The sequence below is a fragment of the Brevibacillus sp. NPDC058079 genome (assembly GCF_042885155.1).
Taxonomy (GTDB): domain Bacteria; phylum Bacillota; class Bacilli; order Brevibacillales; family Brevibacillaceae; genus Brevibacillus.
This window is the reverse complement of the sequence record NZ_JBHVSO010000018.1, coordinates 18323-34025: the sequence shown is the minus strand read 5'-3', so window position 1 is coordinate 34025 and position 15703 is coordinate 18323. Positions and strand designations below refer to the sequence as shown.

The 15703-nt window shown below is 47.8% G+C and carries 16 protein-coding genes; 10 read left to right on the top strand and 6 right to left on the bottom strand.

What is annotated here, in order from left to right:
• Positions 1 to 40 precede the first annotated feature (40 nt).
• The 5 genes from ACFVS2_RS31315 to ACFVS2_RS31295 are packed head-to-tail and all read left to right on the top strand — an operon-like array spanning position 41 to position 5480.
• Entirely contained in the window at positions 41 to 1342 is a 1302-nt protein-coding gene (locus ACFVS2_RS31315) for an ABC transporter substrate-binding protein (protein ID WP_390240366.1), read from the top strand.
• A gap of 57 nt (positions 1343 to 1399) precedes the next feature.
• Positions 1400 to 2320, top strand: coding sequence for a carbohydrate ABC transporter permease (locus ACFVS2_RS31310; protein WP_390240438.1), 921 nt, complete (start codon positions 1400 to 1402; stop codon positions 2318 to 2320).
• On the top strand, positions 2317 to 3129 hold the full coding sequence (locus ACFVS2_RS31305; RefSeq protein WP_081437287.1) for a carbohydrate ABC transporter permease: 813 nt from the start codon (positions 2317 to 2319) through the stop codon (positions 3127 to 3129). Before ACFVS2_RS31310 ends, ACFVS2_RS31305 begins: the two co-directional genes overlap by 4 nt.
• A 13-nt stretch (positions 3130 to 3142) precedes the next feature.
• Positions 3143 to 3799: a YesL family protein gene (locus ACFVS2_RS31300; RefSeq protein ID WP_390240364.1), complete on the top strand. Its 657-nt coding sequence runs from the start codon at positions 3143 to 3145 to the stop codon at positions 3797 to 3799.
• Complete coding sequence (locus ACFVS2_RS31295) at positions 3789 to 5480, top strand: amylo-alpha-1,6-glucosidase (RefSeq protein WP_390240363.1); 1692 nt, start codon at positions 3789 to 3791, stop codon at positions 5478 to 5480. Before ACFVS2_RS31300 ends, ACFVS2_RS31295 begins: the two co-directional genes overlap by 11 nt.
• Before the next feature lie 65 nt (positions 5481 to 5545).
• Here the strand turns inward: ACFVS2_RS31295 and ACFVS2_RS31290 are convergent, their stop codons facing one another.
• Genes ACFVS2_RS31290 through ACFVS2_RS31280 form a run of 3 tightly spaced genes read right to left on the bottom strand, consistent with a single transcriptional unit; the run spans position 5546 to position 7755 of the window.
• The gene (locus ACFVS2_RS31290; RefSeq protein ID WP_390240361.1) at positions 5546 to 6268 is read right to left on the bottom strand and encodes an amino acid ABC transporter ATP-binding protein; all 723 of its coding nucleotides are present in this window, start codon (positions 6266 to 6268) and stop codon (positions 5546 to 5548) included.
• Positions 6265 to 6918, bottom strand: coding sequence for an amino acid ABC transporter permease (locus ACFVS2_RS31285; RefSeq protein WP_017246731.1), 654 nt, complete (start codon positions 6916 to 6918; stop codon positions 6265 to 6267). The genes ACFVS2_RS31290 and ACFVS2_RS31285 overlap by 4 nt, the downstream gene beginning before the upstream one ends.
• Positions 6919 to 6969: 51 nt before the next feature.
• The gene (locus ACFVS2_RS31280; RefSeq protein WP_390240359.1) at positions 6970 to 7755 is read right to left on the bottom strand and encodes a transporter substrate-binding domain-containing protein; all 786 of its coding nucleotides are present in this window, start codon (positions 7753 to 7755) and stop codon (positions 6970 to 6972) included.
• A 196-nt stretch (positions 7756 to 7951) separates the two neighbouring features.
• Between ACFVS2_RS31280 and ACFVS2_RS31275 the strand changes: the two genes are divergently transcribed.
• The 5 genes from ACFVS2_RS31275 to ACFVS2_RS31255 all read left to right on the top strand — a co-directional run bounded on the left by ACFVS2_RS31275 (position 7952) and on the right by ACFVS2_RS31255 (position 13076).
• Complete coding sequence (locus ACFVS2_RS31275) at positions 7952 to 8653, top strand: response regulator transcription factor (RefSeq protein ID WP_390240357.1); 702 nt, start codon at positions 7952 to 7954, stop codon at positions 8651 to 8653.
• Positions 8646 to 9737, top strand: coding sequence for a sensor histidine kinase (locus tag ACFVS2_RS31270; protein WP_173620438.1), 1092 nt, complete (start codon positions 8646 to 8648; stop codon positions 9735 to 9737). The genes ACFVS2_RS31275 and ACFVS2_RS31270 overlap by 8 nt, the downstream gene beginning before the upstream one ends.
• Positions 9738 to 9903: 166 nt before the next feature.
• The gene (locus tag ACFVS2_RS31265; protein WP_390240354.1) at positions 9904 to 11166 is read left to right on the top strand and encodes an efflux RND transporter periplasmic adaptor subunit; all 1263 of its coding nucleotides are present in this window, start codon (positions 9904 to 9906) and stop codon (positions 11164 to 11166) included.
• 12 nt (positions 11167 to 11178) lie between these two features.
• Positions 11179 to 11898, top strand: coding sequence for an ABC transporter ATP-binding protein (locus ACFVS2_RS31260; RefSeq protein ID WP_390240352.1), 720 nt, complete (start codon positions 11179 to 11181; stop codon positions 11896 to 11898).
• Entirely contained in the window at positions 11895 to 13076 is a 1182-nt protein-coding gene (locus ACFVS2_RS31255) for an ABC transporter permease (protein ID WP_390240350.1), read from the top strand. Before ACFVS2_RS31260 ends, ACFVS2_RS31255 begins: the two co-directional genes overlap by 4 nt.
• A gap of 148 nt (positions 13077 to 13224) precedes the next feature.
• Here the strand turns inward: ACFVS2_RS31255 and ACFVS2_RS31250 are convergent, their stop codons facing one another.
• The 3 genes from ACFVS2_RS31250 to ACFVS2_RS31240 form a co-directional block, all read right to left on the bottom strand.
• Positions 13225 to 13773: an NADPH-dependent FMN reductase gene (locus tag ACFVS2_RS31250; protein WP_390240436.1), complete on the bottom strand. Its 549-nt coding sequence runs from the start codon at positions 13771 to 13773 to the stop codon at positions 13225 to 13227.
• Between the two features lie 163 nt (positions 13774 to 13936).
• Complete coding sequence (locus tag ACFVS2_RS31245) at positions 13937 to 15049, bottom strand: RNA-guided endonuclease InsQ/TnpB family protein (protein WP_390240348.1); 1113 nt, start codon at positions 15047 to 15049, stop codon at positions 13937 to 13939.
• On the bottom strand, positions 15027 to 15644 hold the full coding sequence (locus ACFVS2_RS31240; RefSeq protein ID WP_390240346.1) for an IS607 family transposase: 618 nt from the start codon (positions 15642 to 15644) through the stop codon (positions 15027 to 15029). Before ACFVS2_RS31240 ends, ACFVS2_RS31245 begins: the two co-directional genes overlap by 23 nt.
• Positions 15645 to 15703: the final 59 nt, after the last annotated feature.

Below are 15703 nucleotides of genomic sequence, written 5' to 3'. Positions count from 1 at the left end.
AATAAAGAAAAATGAGGGGCAAATCTAGGGGGGATCACAGATGAAAAAGGTTGCGTCAAAATGGTTGGCAGCTGGCATGGCACTTCTTTTGGCCGTCGTAGCTGGTTGTTCACAAGCCCAGCCAGCAGGAACAGACGGCACGTCTAGTAACACAGGTGCGACAACGCCAGCATCGTCTGATAAAAAGGAAACGGTTACATTGCGTTTCGCGACATGGGATACGGACCAAATGCTGAAGATCCAACAAGATATCGCGAAACAATTCGAACAGAAAAATCCGGGTGTGAAGGTACAAGTCGAGGCATATGCAGATGGTTTTGATCAGAAGCTGGTAGCGGCATTCGGAGCGAAAAACCCGCCAGATGTCATGTACATGTGGGATTTCCCGACGTACAACGCTTCGCTCGAGCCATTGGATGAGTACGTAAAGAAGGACCCCTCAGTGGCAATCGACGACTTTTACCAAGGCCTCTTAAACTATAATCGATTCGATGGAAAATTGTTTGGTCTCCCAGCGGGCTTCTCGACGCGGGTCGTCTTCTACAACAAAAAGCTGTTTAACGAAGCAAATGTACCGCTTCCGACAGACGACTGGACGTGGGAGGATTTCAAATCGGCAGCCAAACAGCTGACCGTTCGCGAGAAGAAGCAGTACGGCTTCGCTGTTCGTTCGGAGCCGGATACGTACGATTTGCAGCAGTTCGTGTGGAGCAATGGCAGCAGCTTCATCAGCCCTGACGGAAAAACCATCGAAGGCTACATGAACAGCAAGGAAACAGCAGAGGCCCTGCAAATTTTCAGTGATTTGGCGAAGGACAAGAGCGCTTTGCTCGTCGGTGGCAAAAACCAGCAGAGCGGAAACGACTTGTTCAAAGCAAGCAAGCTCGCGATGTATGACAACGGGGTATGGTCGCTCGAGTCGTACAAGAAGGCGAATGTCGACTTTGGTACGGTCGTAATGCCGCAATTCCCTGGCAAGCCTGGTAAGGGTGTCATTGCAACCTCCTCTGTATCGATCGCCAAGGATTCCAAAAACAAAGAACTGGCTTGGGAGTTTTTGAAGTTCTTCGTTTCCAGTGATGCGATCAAGATGCGTACATCTGACTTACCTGTGCGTATTAGTGTCGTACAAGAGAAGAGGCTCGATCAGGACCCGCTCTACGCGCCGTTCTATAAGACATTGGAGCAATCGACTGACACACCAGCATTCCTGTTGAATCCACACTGGAACGAAATCAATCGGAACCTTTCCGCAGCGGTCAATGCGATCATGATGGGACAAAATGCAGAGGAATTACTGAACAAGGCAGTCAAAGACTCCCAGAAGTTTTTAGAAAAATAACGGGAAGGGGTCAGGGAATTGAATACAGAGAGTGTCGTGACACATAAACAGCCTGCCATGACCGTTCAACCGAAAAAACTCAAGGGAAGGGCGTTTCTTACGCCCTATCTTTTTATCTTGCCTTGGATTCTCGGCTTTCTCGCTTTTACGCTGGGACCGATGTTGTTTTCGCTCGTCATGAGCTTTTTTGATTGGCCTGTCGTTGGTGAGGTTACGTTCGTCGGCTTGGACAACTACGTTAATATGTTTACGGACGATCCATTGTTTTGGCAATCGCTCTGGGTCACGATTAAATTTGCGCTGTTGTTTGTACCGTTGAATCTGTTCATCGCGTTGTTTTTGGCCATGATGCTGAATCAGAAGGTAAAAGGCAGCGGCTTTTTCCGCACAGTGTTTTACTTACCGAGCGTGATTTCTGGTGTGGCGCTGGCGATGATTTGGGCGTGGGTATACGACGGGGAATACGGTATTTTCAACTATTTGCTCAGTCTGATTGGGATTACAGGTCCAGATTGGCTAAACGATACGACGTGGGCGCTCATAGCAATGGTCATCGCCAGTCTGTGGGGGCAAGGCTCCATGGTATTGATTTTCCTGGCGGGGCTCAAAAGCATCCCGGAGAGCTTGTATGAAGCGGCTTCGATTGATGGGGCAGGGGCGGTACAAAAGTTTTTCCGCATTACACTTCCGATGGTGAGTCCTACGATTTTGTTTAACCTGATTATGACGATCATTAGTGCGTTCCAGCAGCTGAGTCTAGCACTCTTGCTCACAGGAGGCGGACCGTTGCAGTCTACCTATTTTTATGCCATGTACGCATATGACAACGCCTTCAAATACTTCAAGATGGGATATGCTTCGGCGAACTCCTGGTTTATGTTTGCGATCATTTTGGTATTGACCTTCATCGTATTTAAAACGTCCGGCAAATGGGTGTACTACGAGGGCGACAACCGCAGGGGAGGGGAAGAGGCTTGATACGCAAAACGATCGCTTATGCGAGCTTGATCTTTTTCTCTTTCCTGTTTCTCGCACCGTTTTACTGGATGATCTCTACTGCGCTCAAGTCAGATGCTGAGATTTTGCAGTATCCACCAAAATGGATTCCGGATGTGCTGCATTGGGAGAACTTCGGGAATGCGTGGATGTCGCAGCCGTTTAATCTGTATTTGGAAAACTCGTTGACGGTGACGATCCTGACCACGATTGGTCAGTTGATTTCGTCTTCACTGGTCGCGTACGGCTTTGCTCGGTTTACGTTTAAAGGGAGAGACTTTCTGTTCATGGTCGTTCTGGCCACGATGATGATTCCGTGGGAAGTGACGATGATCCCGCTGTACATGGAATTCAACTACCTGGGCTGGATCAACACGCTCAAGCCGTTGATTGTTCCTTCGTTCTTCGGGTCAGCGTTTTACATTTTCCTCATGCGACAGTTTATTTTGACCATTCCTCGTGAGCTGGATGAAGCGGCGCGTATTGATGGTGCCGGTTCGTTTCAGATTTACGCACGGATTATTATGCCGTTGATGATGCCTGCTCTGATTTTGGTGAGTGTATTCAACATCTTGGGCACATGGAATGATTATTTGGGTCCACTCATTTTCTTGAATGACCAAAGTCAGTACACGCTGACGCTGGGACTGGCGCAATTTAAAGGGATGTATGAAGTAGAGGCTACCGGGCTGATGGCGGTAACGTTATTGATCTCGCTTCCGCCGTTACTCCTCTTTTTCCTCGCACAACGATATATCGTAGACAATTCAGCTGGCGTTGCTATCAAGTAAGGAGGGAGCTACAGTGGGGAATCGGGCGAAGTGGGAAGGCTGGGCATGGTCATTTCATCAATTTGGTGAGCAATTGTTGCGGATGGCGGCAGCGCATCTCATGTGGGTGGTGTGCACGCTCTTGGGAGGCATCGTCTTAGGAGTCTTCCCAGCGACAGCTGCTCTGAACGACGTACTTAGCGGCAAGTGGAATGACCGTGGGCTTCCGTCCGCCTTCTGGCATGCTTTTCGACACTACTTCTGGAGGAGCCAATGGCTTGGCTGGGGAACGGTGCTAACAGGGGCAATCCTGTGGGTCGATGTGGTGTTTTTCCTTCGCATGGGCTCCCTGTGGGGGCTATCGATCGCGGCCGTTTTTGTGGGGATTGGATTTTTGCATGCGGCTACCTCTTGCCATGCTTTTTCCCTGCTTGTTCGGGAGGATGCAGACGTGAAGAGGACGCTCAAGCAATCGTTTTGGCTGGTCGCGGCCTTTCCGTTGCATTCGCTCTTCACGATGGGAGGCTTGCTCCTTCTCTTGATTCTCTTACTGGCAATTCCCGCTTTGCCGATCTTGTTGGGAGCGAGCCTGCCTGTTTGGTGGATGAATGCCAGAATGAGCCGTCTGCTGGAAAAGCGCGATCGTAAACGATCGACAACGCAACCTCGAGGTGAGACATATGCAGTTTGATTTAGGAATCGTTCCTTTTAGCAGATACGGGTCATATCTCGTACTCTCGCGACTGGGTAACGCCAAGCGAGCAGAAGGGCTGTATTTGCGCAATATTCGTGGAGGAGACAACCACGATGGCGCAATTTTTCGAATCGAATTGGTAGCCGATGGTGTGGCGATTCCATTTGAGACGGAGGCTACGCCAACCTTGCTGCGTCTTTACGGGGATAAAGGCGAAGTGAAGCTGTGCATGAGCGAGCCGCAGCTAGTGCAGGTACGTGGTCAAGGCGTTGGTTTGCGACTGGTGCTGGAATCGACGGCAGCAGACTACGCGATTCAAGCAGGAGCTGGATGCTGGGAAATCAATCACTTTTCCACGGAAATTCGCTTGCGAGTGACTCCGCTTGCTGGAGCGCTGGTGGTCAACCCTACGAAGGCATCGCGTGATCAGCAAGTGGGCGTAACCTTTCTTCCCGACGAGGAAACTGGTGTACTGGAAGGCGTATTGGAGGAATTCCACACGGTATGGAAGGAGCGTAGCTACCCTGCCTTTGCTGATGGATGGGCACAGGTAAAAAAAGAGTACGACGAGTGGCTGGAACGGACGCTCTCTGTATCTGAGGAGCATCGCGAAGGCTTGAATGAAGCACGAGAACTCGCGGCGTACATCACCTGGTCTTGTGTGGTGAGACCTGAAGGCTATCTGCCACGGTCCGCGATGTACATGTCCAAAAACTGGATGACGAATATCTGGAGCTGGGATCATTGTTTCAATGCGATGGCACTGACGCGAGCAAACTTGCCGCTGGCGTGGGATCAACTCATGATTTTTATCGACAGGCAGGACGAAAGTGGTGTCTTCCCCGATTTTATCAATGATCGGTATGCGTTGTGGAATTGCTGTAAGCCTCCGATTCACGGCTGGACGCTGCGCTGGATGCTGGATCGGAACGACGCGATTACAAACGAGATGCTGGATGAGGTGTACGAGCCGCTTTGTCGCTGGACAGATTGGTGGTTCCGTTACCGCGATGATGATCAGGACGGGATTCCGCAGTACAATCACGGCTATGATTGCGGCTGGGACAACAGCACGATTTTCCTCGATGGGGCGCCAATTGAAAGCCCGGATTTGCCTGCGTATTTGATTCTGCAAATGGATGTGCTGGCGGATTTGGCAAAGAGGCTGAGCCGTCCTGAAGAGGCAGCGAAGTGGCAGGAAAGGGCCGAAATGACACTGCAACGGCTCATGGAAAAGCACTGGAACGGCGAAAACTTCTTCGCGACCCACTCTGGAAGCGACCAGCCTACCCAAGGAGACAGCCTGATTCGCTATATGCCTCTCGTGCTAGGTGAAAAGCTGCCGCAGGACATCCGGGCCAAGCTGATTGCGGACTTGCAGGAGCGATTTTTGACCGAGAATGGACTGGCTACAGAGAGTCCAACCAGCTCCTTTTACCGCGCTGATGGCTACTGGTTAGGCCCGATCTGGGCGCCAGTGACGATGCTTTTGGTCGATGGATTGCGGCGGGCAGGCGAAGTGGCGTTTTCTCAGGAGATTGCCAGACGTTTTTGCCGAATGGCAGCACGCAGTGGCATGGCGGAAAACTTCGATGCGTTGACAGGTGATGGACTGAGGGACCGGGCCTTTACGTGGACGTCCAGTGTGTTTTTGATGCTGGCGCATGAGTATGCGTAAGGTAGTTTCATAGAAAAAACAAGTGGGCATGATGGATGAAAAATCGCATCATGCCCGTTGCTTGTCTACAGCACCTTACTGAGAAACGCCTTGGTTCTCTCATGCTGGGGATTGTCAAAAAGCTCGGCAGGCGTGCCTTCTTCTACGATGTATCCGCCATCCATGAAAATCACGCGATCAGCTACTTCACGGGCAAAGCCCATCTCATGCGTAACCACGACCATCGTCATTCCTTCTTTGGCCAAATCTTTCATCACCTGAAGAACCTCTCCGACCATTTCCGGGTCGAGTGCAGAGGTAGGTTCATCGAACAACATGATATGAGGGTCCATGGCGAGCGCCCGGGTAATGGCTACGCGCTGCTGTTGACCACCAGACAACCGATCTGGATACACGTCTCGCTTGTCCGCCAAATCTACTTTTTTCAGCAATTCCAGCGCCTTTTGTTCATTTTGCTGACGCTCTGAATTTTTGATGTGCTTGGGTGCGAGCATAATGTTTTCCAATACAGTGAGGTGCGGGAATAGATTGAACCGCTGAAACACCATGCCGACACGCTCTCGCAGCTTGTTAATGTCCACTTTGGGGGAAGTAACCTCCACACCCTCAATGGTGATTTTGCCAGATGTCACCTCTTCCAACTGGTTCAGGCAGCGCAGAAACGTACTTTTTCCCGAGCCGGAGGGACCGATGACACAGACAACTTCGCGCTCTTCAATGGTAGTCGAGATGTCTTTTAAGACTTCCAACGAGCCAAAGCTCTTTTTCAAATTCTCTACATGAATCATTTCGCGAACCTCCTCTCAAGGGAACGAGATAGCAGACTGAGGATGTAAATCATCAGGAAATAGAAGACCGCTACTACTGCCCAAATTTCAAACGAGCGGAAGTTGCCAGAGATGATAATCTCACCACTGTTCATCAGTTCACGGATACCAATGACCGTTAAGAGCGAGGTGTCTTTTAACGTCACGATAAATTGGTTGACGAAAGCAGGAATCATGCGGCGAACAGCCTGAGGCAAGATAACCAGGCGCATGGCTTTTCCGTGGGTGAGTCCCAGGGAGCGAGCAGCTTCCATCTGCCCTTTATCGATGGAGAGAATTCCTCCTCGGAAAATTTCAGCCAGGTACGCTCCGGCATTGAGACTGAGCGCAAGAATACCCGCAGTTGTCTCTGGAATTTTGATATCAAGGACAGGCGGCAATCCAAAATAAATAAAGAAGATTTGAACCAACAGCGGTGTGCCGCGGAGAAAGTCAACGTAAGCGGTTGCAATGCCGCGAAGCACTTTGGACCGGCTTGTGCTCATCAAGCCAAAAAGCAATCCGATTAAGAGAGCAAAAAACAGGGAAATGACCGTTATTTTTAGCGTGACCACAGAGCCTTGGGCCAAGACAGGAAGCGCATCGACAATGACATCCCAACTACTGCTCATTTGGACAACTCCATTCTTTCTAAGGTGAAAAAAAGGCGCGTCTTGCGCCTTTTATTTTTTCGTGCTCAAGTATGTGTTGATGATTTCATCGTATTTCCCGTTCTCTTTCAGCTTCTTCAGACCGGAGTTGAGTTTGTCTTGCAGCTCTTTGTTGCCTTTTAAAACCGCGATGCCGTAGTGGTCACCATTGAGACGGTCGCCTACAATTTTTAGCTTGGAAGCAGGGTCTACCGTAATTTTATAAGAGATAACAGGATAATCCTCGATGGTCACATCAGCGTTGCCGTTTTGAACTTCTTGGAACATGGAAGGGCTATCGTCGAAGTATTTGACAGTCGCTCCGTATTTTTTCCCGAGCTCATCAGCAAAGGTCGCGCCAGTAGTTCCTTTTTTGATAGCAATCGTTTTGCCAGCCAAATCTGCCTCTCCATTGATCGTTGTGTTGTCCTCACGTACGACCAGAGAAAGACCTGCTTGATAGTAAGGTTCAGAGAAATCTAAAATTTCCTTGCGCTTATCCGTGATGCTGATCCCTGCAATGGCACCGTCCAATTGCTTCGCTTGAACAGCCGGAATGATTCCTTTGAAGTCCATTGGCTTAATTTCTACCTCAAAGCCTTCTTCTTTGGCGATGGCATTGATCAGGTCGATGTCAATTCCCACGTATTTTCCGTCTTTTACAAACTCAAAGGGTGGGTATGTTGCATCTGTACCAATAACGTACTTTTTTGCACCGGATTGTCCAGATGTTGTGGAAGCTTGATCCGTGCCACTGCCACATGCACTTACCGTGAGTGCCAACAAACTAGAAACAACAGCAAACATTAGTTTTTTCATAAATTACCCCCAAGTATATTTATGATAGATATGATATGGACATGAATATAGTAATATAGAAAAGTCGGTAAAGTCAAAAGAAACTGAAAGTAATTATTATCCATAATTGTATGAACGATATCATGGTGAGATAACAGAAAAGTTTTTTCATACCTGCTATAATGGTAGCAAATGTATAAAAGGGATGGGAAAAACGATGAAGCAGGTCACCATATTGATCGCCGACGATGAAGCGGAGATTGCTGAGCTCGTTGCCTTGCATGTGAAAAAAGAAGGTTACCACACAATTATCGCAGAGGATGGAAAGGCAGCACTCCAAGCTGTACAGACGCATTCGATTGATTTGGCGATCCTCGATATTATGATGCCTGGGCTGGACGGCTATGAGGTCACCCGTCTCATACGTGAACAGCACAATATGCCGATTATCTTTTTGAGTGCCAAGACGTCCGATCTGGATAAAATTTCGGGATTGGTGATGGGCGCAGATGATTATATGACCAAGCCATTCAATCCAATGGAACTGGTCGCCCGTGTGAATGCCCAACTGCGACGCTTTAAGCAGCTGAATCAACCAGCAGTAACAGTAGCGAGTAACAAGATCTTAGAGGTAGGTGGACTTGTCATTTACCCTGAGCAGCGAACTGTGAGCCTGTACGGAGAAACGATTGAGTTAACACCGAAAGAGTTTGATATTCTCTACCTGCTGGCCAGCTATCCAAAGAAGGTGTTTAGTGCGGATAATATTTTCCAGCAGGTGTGGGGCGAAGCGTACTATGAAGGCTGCAATACAGTCATGGTGCACATTCGCACCTTGCGAAAGAAGCTGGGAGAAGAAAAAACCAAGAACAAGTGGATCAAAACGGTCTGGGGAGTAGGGTATTCCTTTCATGGCTAAGATGATACGGAGCTTTCGGTTCCAAATGGTCAAGCTACTGGGCCTAAGTCTGCTTCTATCTGGTGCGGTTACCTATGTGATCTTTAAAACGCTACAGTTTTACTATCGAACACAGGTAAGGTTTGAAAGCTTGTTAACGCCGATTCGCTATTTTATGCGAGAAATAGGGGACATTTACTTCTTTCTGATTATTTTTGTTCCACTAGCCATACTGTTTTTCTTCTTGCTAACTAAACGGTATGCCACCTATTTTCAGGAGATTTCTAGAGGGATTCATCATCTTGCGAATGGTGACTTTACCCATCATGTTCAAATACCGTCGAACGATGAGTTTGGAGATATTGCCAAGGACATCAATCTGGCGGGTGAAAAATTGCAGGAAGCTGTACAAAGAGGAGATTTTGCCGAAAGCAGCAAGGATCAGTTGGTTTTGAACCTGGCGCATGACCTGCGGACGCCGCTGACTTCTGTTTTAGGGTATTTGGACATCATTTTGCGGGACGAGCAGTTAACGGTGGAACAATCCCGACATTACACGAATATTGCTTTTACCAAGTCGCAGCGTTTGGAAAAGCTGATCGATGAGCTCTTCGAAATTACGAGAATGAACTACGGCATGCTCACCATCCAACAGAACTTGATTGACCTGAGTGAATTACTCATGCAGTTAAACGAGGAGCTATATCCTTCCTTGGAGAAAAATCACCTGGAAACTAGAATGAATGTGGCATCACGATTGACGGTTTGCGGGGATGGCGAGCTCTTGGCACGCGTTTTCGAGAACATCATGACGAATGCCATCCGTTACGGGCACGATGGTCAGTTTGTTGATATCAACGGTTTTCTTGCGGGTGACGAGGTCGTTGTGCAGATTATCAATTATGGAAACGAGATTCCCCCGGAAGATCTGCCGCATCTTTTCGAGGTGTTTTACACAGGTGACAAGGCCCGAAGTCATCAAAACGGAAGCACAGGTCTCGGGCTATTTATCGCCAAAAATATCGTCGAGCGCCACGAAGGGACGATTTCTGCAGAGAGCAATTTGATTCGGACGATTTTTGAAGTACGCTTACCTTACGAATAGACTCCCTCACTTTAAAAAAATTTAAGTTTTACCCCACTTTTTCTTTTAACAGTTTTTCTTATCCTGATCGGGTGACGAGCCAGGGTGGAACCTGTAATAGAAAAAGTGGGGTTTTTTGATTGGCTAAGAATGGTCGGGGTTTAAAGTTTTTGGGGAGGTAAGGAATATGAAAAAACGTTTGTGGATCTGGCTGGGTGTGGGCGTGCTTGTGGCCGGGTTCGGCGGCTATGCAGCTTCTTCGGGCGAAAAGAAGAATGGTATTCCTGTCATGTTATCAACGGTGGTAACGGCCGATTTGGAAAGCACCATTTTGACGTCGGGCATGGTCAAAGTACGAAATGAACACACATTGTTCGCCAACTATGCAGGCGATCTGCGGAATTTCTCCATCAAGGAGGGCGACAAAGTGACGAAAGGGCAGGTGATCGGCAATATCGACATGTCCGATGTCAGCAATGAAATCATGGATATCGAGGCGCAAATCACCATTCAGGAAGCGAATATCGCAAGGCTCTCCAAAGGTGTGGAGCCTGAGGAAGTCACGAAAATGCAGGAGCAGCTTGCCCAGCATGAACGCGAGTACCAAACAGCATTAAAAGATTACCAGCGAACGCAATCGCTGTTTACCGCAGGCGTGTCTACCCAACAGGCTGTAGAGGAGGCGAAGCAAAAGCTGCAAACAGCGGAATCAAGCGTGAAGGTCGCAAAGCAAGATTTACTCTTGAAGCAAAAAGGGCCAGACAAGGCAGAGATTCGCTCCTACGAGGCGCAAATTCAAAAGCTGAATTTGGAAAAAGCAAAATATGAAAAGCAACGTGTGCAAAGCAGCATCGTGTCTCCGATTGACGGGACGGTGCTCTCGATGAAGGTGAAAGAAGGGAAGTACCTGAGTAAAGGCGAGGAAATTCTCACGGTTGGAGATACCAATGATGTTATGGTCGAAGCAGGAGTCGGAGAATCTGATTTGCGTAAAATCAAAATCGGACAGGATGCGGTCGTCTCAGGCATTTCCTTAGGCGGAGAACAGTTGCAGGGTAAGGTATCGCGCATATCTCCTATGGCTGTAACCAGCAAAGAGCCGGGTGGAGAGAGTACGAGAGTGCCGGTCGCTGTCCATCTGAATGAGACGAAGGAGTATTTGAAGCCAGGCTTTCACGTGGATGTGAACATCGTCCTGCAAAAAGCAGCAAATGCCATGCAAGTCCCCATTGAGGCAGTCGTGATGGACCAAGATGGATCTTCTTTTGTCTGGGTAGCGGAAAATGGCAAGGCCAAGAAGAAAAAAGTGACGACTGGAATTGAAAGTGAATTGTTTATCCAAATTGAAAGCGGATTGGATGGCAGTGAAGAATTGGTAGCGAATCCACCGGAAACCTTGCAAGAAAATGAAGTGATCTTCCAAGCATCTCCTGAAGAGTTTGCGGAGTAAAGGAGGATACATATGCTGAACATTGAGGGGTTAACTAAACAGTACAAGACGGATGAGCTGGAGCTGTTCGCTTTGCAAAATATCAATATCCACGTGGCTCAAGGTGAATTCGTGGCGATCGTGGGACCTTCTGGTTCCGGAAAATCGACGTTTATGAACATGCTGGGTTGTCTGGATCGGCCAACCACGGGCTCGTATGTCTTAGATGGGATTGATGTTACGCAGTTGAAGGATAGTGGGCTGGCGCAGGTACGCAATCAAAAAATCGGCTTTGTCTTTCAATCGTTTCATCTGTTGCCACGTGCTACTTCGCTGCGAAACGTAGAGTTGCCGATGATGTATGCGGGCGTCGGCATGACAGAACGCAAAAAAAGAGCGAAAGCGGCGTTGCAGCGTGTCGGACTCGGCCAGCGGATGGATCATAAACCAACGCAGCTGTCCGGCGGTCAAAGACAACGGGTAGCTATCGCCAGAGCGTTGGTTAACCAGCCAGCCATTTTACTTGCTGACGAGCCGACAGGGAATCTGGACAGTCGTTCCAGCATCGAGATCATGGCGATTTTTCAGGAGTTGCATGCGCAAGGGGTAACGATTCTGCTCGTCACCCACGAGGCGGATATCGCCCAGCATGCCGAGCGCGTCATTACGTTTCGAGATGGTCATATCATCCGAGATGAGCGAGTGGAGAAGCGCTTGTTTGCTACTCCGTCCGAGGAGGTGATCCTCACGTGAATTTACTCGAAAGCTTTCGTACGGCTCTGGAAGGGATTGGGACAAATAAGCTCCGAGCTACCTTGACGATGTCTGGGATCATCATCGGAATCATGTCTGTTATTGCCGTGATTACACTAGGAAACGGCAGTCAACAGGCCTATACCGATCAGTTGGAGAAGCTGGGTGCTACTAATTTCAGCGTTACTGTTTGGTGGGACCAAGGAAGCAAGATTACTGATTTGACAGTGGAGGATGCTTATGCACTTCCCCAACAATCGCCCTACATTGAAGCGGCCGTGCCGTTCACAAATCTTTTTGGAACGATTCGTGGCCCGAAAAAGGGGAAGGACGCAAGTATACAAGGAACAAATGAGGATCTGTTAAAGATTCAACCCAACTTGAAAATAGTTGCAGGCAGATATTTTACTGCGAAGGAAGTAAGAGAGGGGAAGCCGGTTATCGTTTTAACCGAAAAATTAGCGGCAGGGCTTTTCGGACGTGAAGACCCGATTGGCAAGCGTTTGACTTACCAAGCAGCATCAGTCATCGTAATTGGCGTGGTAAGGGAAGCAAAGCTGATGATTGACGCTGGTCGATCCGAGGGTGCCTATGTGCCGATTACCTTTCTGCACAATATGGACGGGTACAGGTACGTTCATACGATAACCGTAAAAGCCAAGTCGAAGGAAACAATGGAAGCAGCCAAGAGTCAGACAGAGAAATACTTAAACCGCAGGCACGATCGCGAAAACTACTACCAAATCGATAGTATCGAGAACGCACTGGGGGAGATGGATTCCTTTTCCGGCACGCTCACCACGATTTTTAGTGTCGCAGCTGGGATTGCGTTATTTGTCGGTGGGATAGGCGTCATGAACATCATGCTCGTATCCGTCACGGAGCGGACGCGGGAAATCGGCATTCGCAAAGCGTTAGGGGCGCGTTACGGAGATATTATGCTGCAGTTTTTGATCGAATCGATGATCGTCTGCCTGATTGGTGGAACGATTGGAGTGCTGCTCGGCATCGGGACAGCCATGTTTGCCTCGCAATATGTCGATGTGCCACCGTTATTATCGTGGGAAAGTATCGTAATCGCTTTTGGGTTTTCCAGTGCCATCGGTATTTTCTTTGGGCTCTATCCGGCTCATAAGGCGGCGAGGCTCCATCCGATTGACGCGTTGCGATATGAGTGAGGAACGAAAAAGAAATGACTAGCAGATATCACTGCTAGTCATTTTTCTGTCGTATAGGAATTTATAAAATAAATTCCGGAGCGCATGGAAACTTTCCGCTAAAACGCGGTCGCTCCTCCTTGAAAAGGCCTCGATAGAGGTTTTCTTATTAGTCTCGAACCGATTTTAATGCCGTTGACCAACTAATCACTTGATGTAACATGTCGTTTACATGTGGGATGTGCAATTCGGATGGTTTAAAGACCGTGTAATTTTCAAAATCAGTAAACAGATTGAATGCAGGTTGTGTACGAACGTCGGCAACCTGCAATTCCCCCAGGATTCCACGTAAGTGCTCTGCTGCACGAGTTCCCCCTGATGAACCATAGCTGACGATACCAGCCGCTTTGTTGTACCATTCCTTGCGGGCGAGGTCGAGTGCGTTTTTTAATACCCCTGTGATGCTGTGGTTGTATTCGGCGGTAACGAATACGAATCCATCCAGGCTGGATAGCTTTGCCGCCCATGCGGCTACTGGTTGCTCACCACTTGGATCGCCAAAGAACGGTAAGTGAAAGTCCGCAATATCAACGATTTCATACGCTGCATCTCCTCGTTGATCGGCAACTCCTTTGAGCCACGCACCTACTTGGGGACTGACTCGGCCTGGGCGAGAGCTGCCCAGAATAATCCCGATTTTTAAGCTTGAAGTACTCATGGTTCGTTCCGTTGCCAAAAGATTGTAAAAGTCTACACATCTTTTGTTTGCTTCCTGCTTCTCTGTGTCTGCTTTGGCCGAGGCTACTCGCATTGGATAGGACACTCCACAGGCGTAAATTCGGATACAACGAATCCTACAGATTAGCGGTAACTTATTGGGGTTAGCTCGCTAATTTTGCAAGGTTGATAGAAGCGTTTACATCTCTATCTATCTGTAGCCCACAAACACATTTGAATACTCGATCTGAGAGCTTTAAGTCTTTCTTGACCTCACCGCAATCAGAGCAGGTTTTTGATGAAGGATACCACTTGTCGGCTTCCATAAAGCGAATACCATATTTCTCGCACTTGTACTGTAACTGTCTCTTGAACTCGTAAAGTTTTTGCTGTGCGATAGCTTTTGATAGGTGGCGGTTCTTCATCATGCCTTTGATATTCAATGTCTCCATCACTACAGTGCTAGGCTTGGTTTTCACGATAGCGCTAGTAGCTTGGTGACTGTGATTGGTACGGATATTCGTTAATCTCCGATGAAGCAAACGAATGTGTTTCTCGACCTTTACAATGTTGCAAGTTTTGACGAAACGGCTTCCCTCCTTATTCATTTCGTATTTTCGAGAAACCTTACGTTGCAACCTACGCAAGCGTTTCTCTGCTTTCTTCATTACCTTTGTCTTGTTAATGTTCTTGAAGGTCATGCCGTTAGAGCATACAGCAAGGTCTTTTACGCCTAAGTCAATTCCAAGGCTCTCGCCTGACAGCTCCGGCTGAATGAATTCTTGTTCAACACCTACAGATAAGTACCAATACTTCCCGTCAAAAGAGATTCGAGGCATCGTATACTTCACATCTGTTGGCAATTGTTCAGATGTCGTTACCCATCCGACCTTTTCAATGAGAGCGTGATTCTGCTTAACTTTCAGCTTCACGTTGTCGTTATAGAAAGACGGCTTGGAGCGTCTTCTGCTCTTGAAGCATGGCTTTTCCGCTAATTTCTTGAAGAATTTCTTGTAAGCATCGCAGGCGTCTTTGACCGCCTGCTTTGTGATGTTATTGGATACTTCATACAACCAAGGATATTCTTCCGATTGCTTTAGCTGCGTCAGCTCCTTACGTAGATCACCGTCTAGCAAGAACTTTCCACCGTTACGATAGTTTTCTTCTTGCTTTGCAAGCGTCCAGTTGTAAGCCCAACGAGCAGTACCAACAGATTTCCAAAGTTGTCTTTCTTGTTCAGGAGTTGGCTTGAGCCTAACTTTCTTCGCTAGAATCATTTTCTGCCAACTCCTTTATCATTTTCTTTGCTTTGTTTGCTCGCTTACCTTGCAGTCTACAACTAAACACCGTTACGATCTGGATAAGGTCTTCAACTAATTCCTGTTCTTCTGTTTTCTCAGAGTTGTCTATTATTTCAACAACAACGCTGAATCTATTGCATAGATTCTCAAAGAGTTCGAAGCCAAAGCTTAGTAACCTATCCTTGTCAAGAACAACAACGCGATCAACCTTACCTTGCATGATGAAATCCATAAGTTGAAGAAACCCACGTTTTTCATAATTAATACCATTGCCGATGTCTGTAATCACATCAAAAGAGTAACCTTTCGCAATCATGTAGGATTTTACTTGCTCCACTTGACGTTCTAAGTCATCTTTCTGCTTGTTACTTGATACTCGGCAATAGCCAATTATTATTCTTTCCTGCTCGACAGCAGGTCTTCGCAGATACACATACAATTGTTCATCCGAGTAATAACGATACCCATTTTCTTTTACTAAAATTGGGGTTAGCTTTCCTGACTTATCCCATTCCCTTAACGTTTTAGGCGTTACACCGATCATCTTTGCAAACTTCCCTATAGCGTACATTTTTCATCACCTGATTACATTGTACTACAGGTTTATTTTTGTATAAAGTTGTTTAATGT

Bases quoted from the DNA above. Each gene is read 5' to 3' on its own strand.
- ACFVS2_RS31270 (WP_173620438.1), top strand. From the start codon at position 8,646: ATGGCTAAGATGATACGGAGCTTTCGGTTCCAAATGGTCAAGCTACTG.
- ACFVS2_RS31265 (WP_390240354.1), top strand. From the start codon at position 9,904: ATGAAAAAACGTTTGTGGATCTGGCTGGGTGTGGGCGTGCTTGTGGCC.
- ACFVS2_RS31285 (WP_017246731.1), bottom strand. From the start codon at position 6,918: ATGAGCAGTAGTTGGGATGTCATTGTCGATGCGCTTCCTGTCTTGGCC.
- ACFVS2_RS31310 (WP_390240438.1), top strand. From the start codon at position 1,400: ATGACCGTTCAACCGAAAAAACTCAAGGGAAGGGCGTTTCTTACGCCC.
- ACFVS2_RS31295 (WP_390240363.1), top strand. From the start codon at position 3,789: ATGCAGTTTGATTTAGGAATCGTTCCTTTTAGCAGATACGGGTCATAT.
- ACFVS2_RS31260 (WP_390240352.1), top strand. From the start codon at position 11,179: ATGCTGAACATTGAGGGGTTAACTAAACAGTACAAGACGGATGAGCTG.
- ACFVS2_RS31290 (WP_390240361.1), bottom strand. From the start codon at position 6,268: ATGATTCATGTAGAGAATTTGAAAAAGAGCTTTGGCTCGTTGGAAGTC.
- ACFVS2_RS31275 (WP_390240357.1), top strand. From the start codon at position 7,952: ATGAAGCAGGTCACCATATTGATCGCCGACGATGAAGCGGAGATTGCT.
- ACFVS2_RS31280 (WP_390240359.1), bottom strand. From the start codon at position 7,755: ATGAAAAAACTAATGTTTGCTGTTGTTTCTAGTTTGTTGGCACTCACG.
- ACFVS2_RS31250 (WP_390240436.1), bottom strand. From the start codon at position 13,773: ATGAGTACTTCAAGCTTAAAAATCGGGATTATTCTGGGCAGCTCTCGC.
- ACFVS2_RS31315 (WP_390240366.1), top strand. From the start codon at position 41: ATGAAAAAGGTTGCGTCAAAATGGTTGGCAGCTGGCATGGCACTTCTT.
- ACFVS2_RS31245 (WP_390240348.1), bottom strand. From the start codon at position 15,049: ATGATTCTAGCGAAGAAAGTTAGGCTCAAGCCAACTCCTGAACAAGAA.
- ACFVS2_RS31240 (WP_390240346.1), bottom strand. From the start codon at position 15,644: ATGTACGCTATAGGGAAGTTTGCAAAGATGATCGGTGTAACGCCTAAA.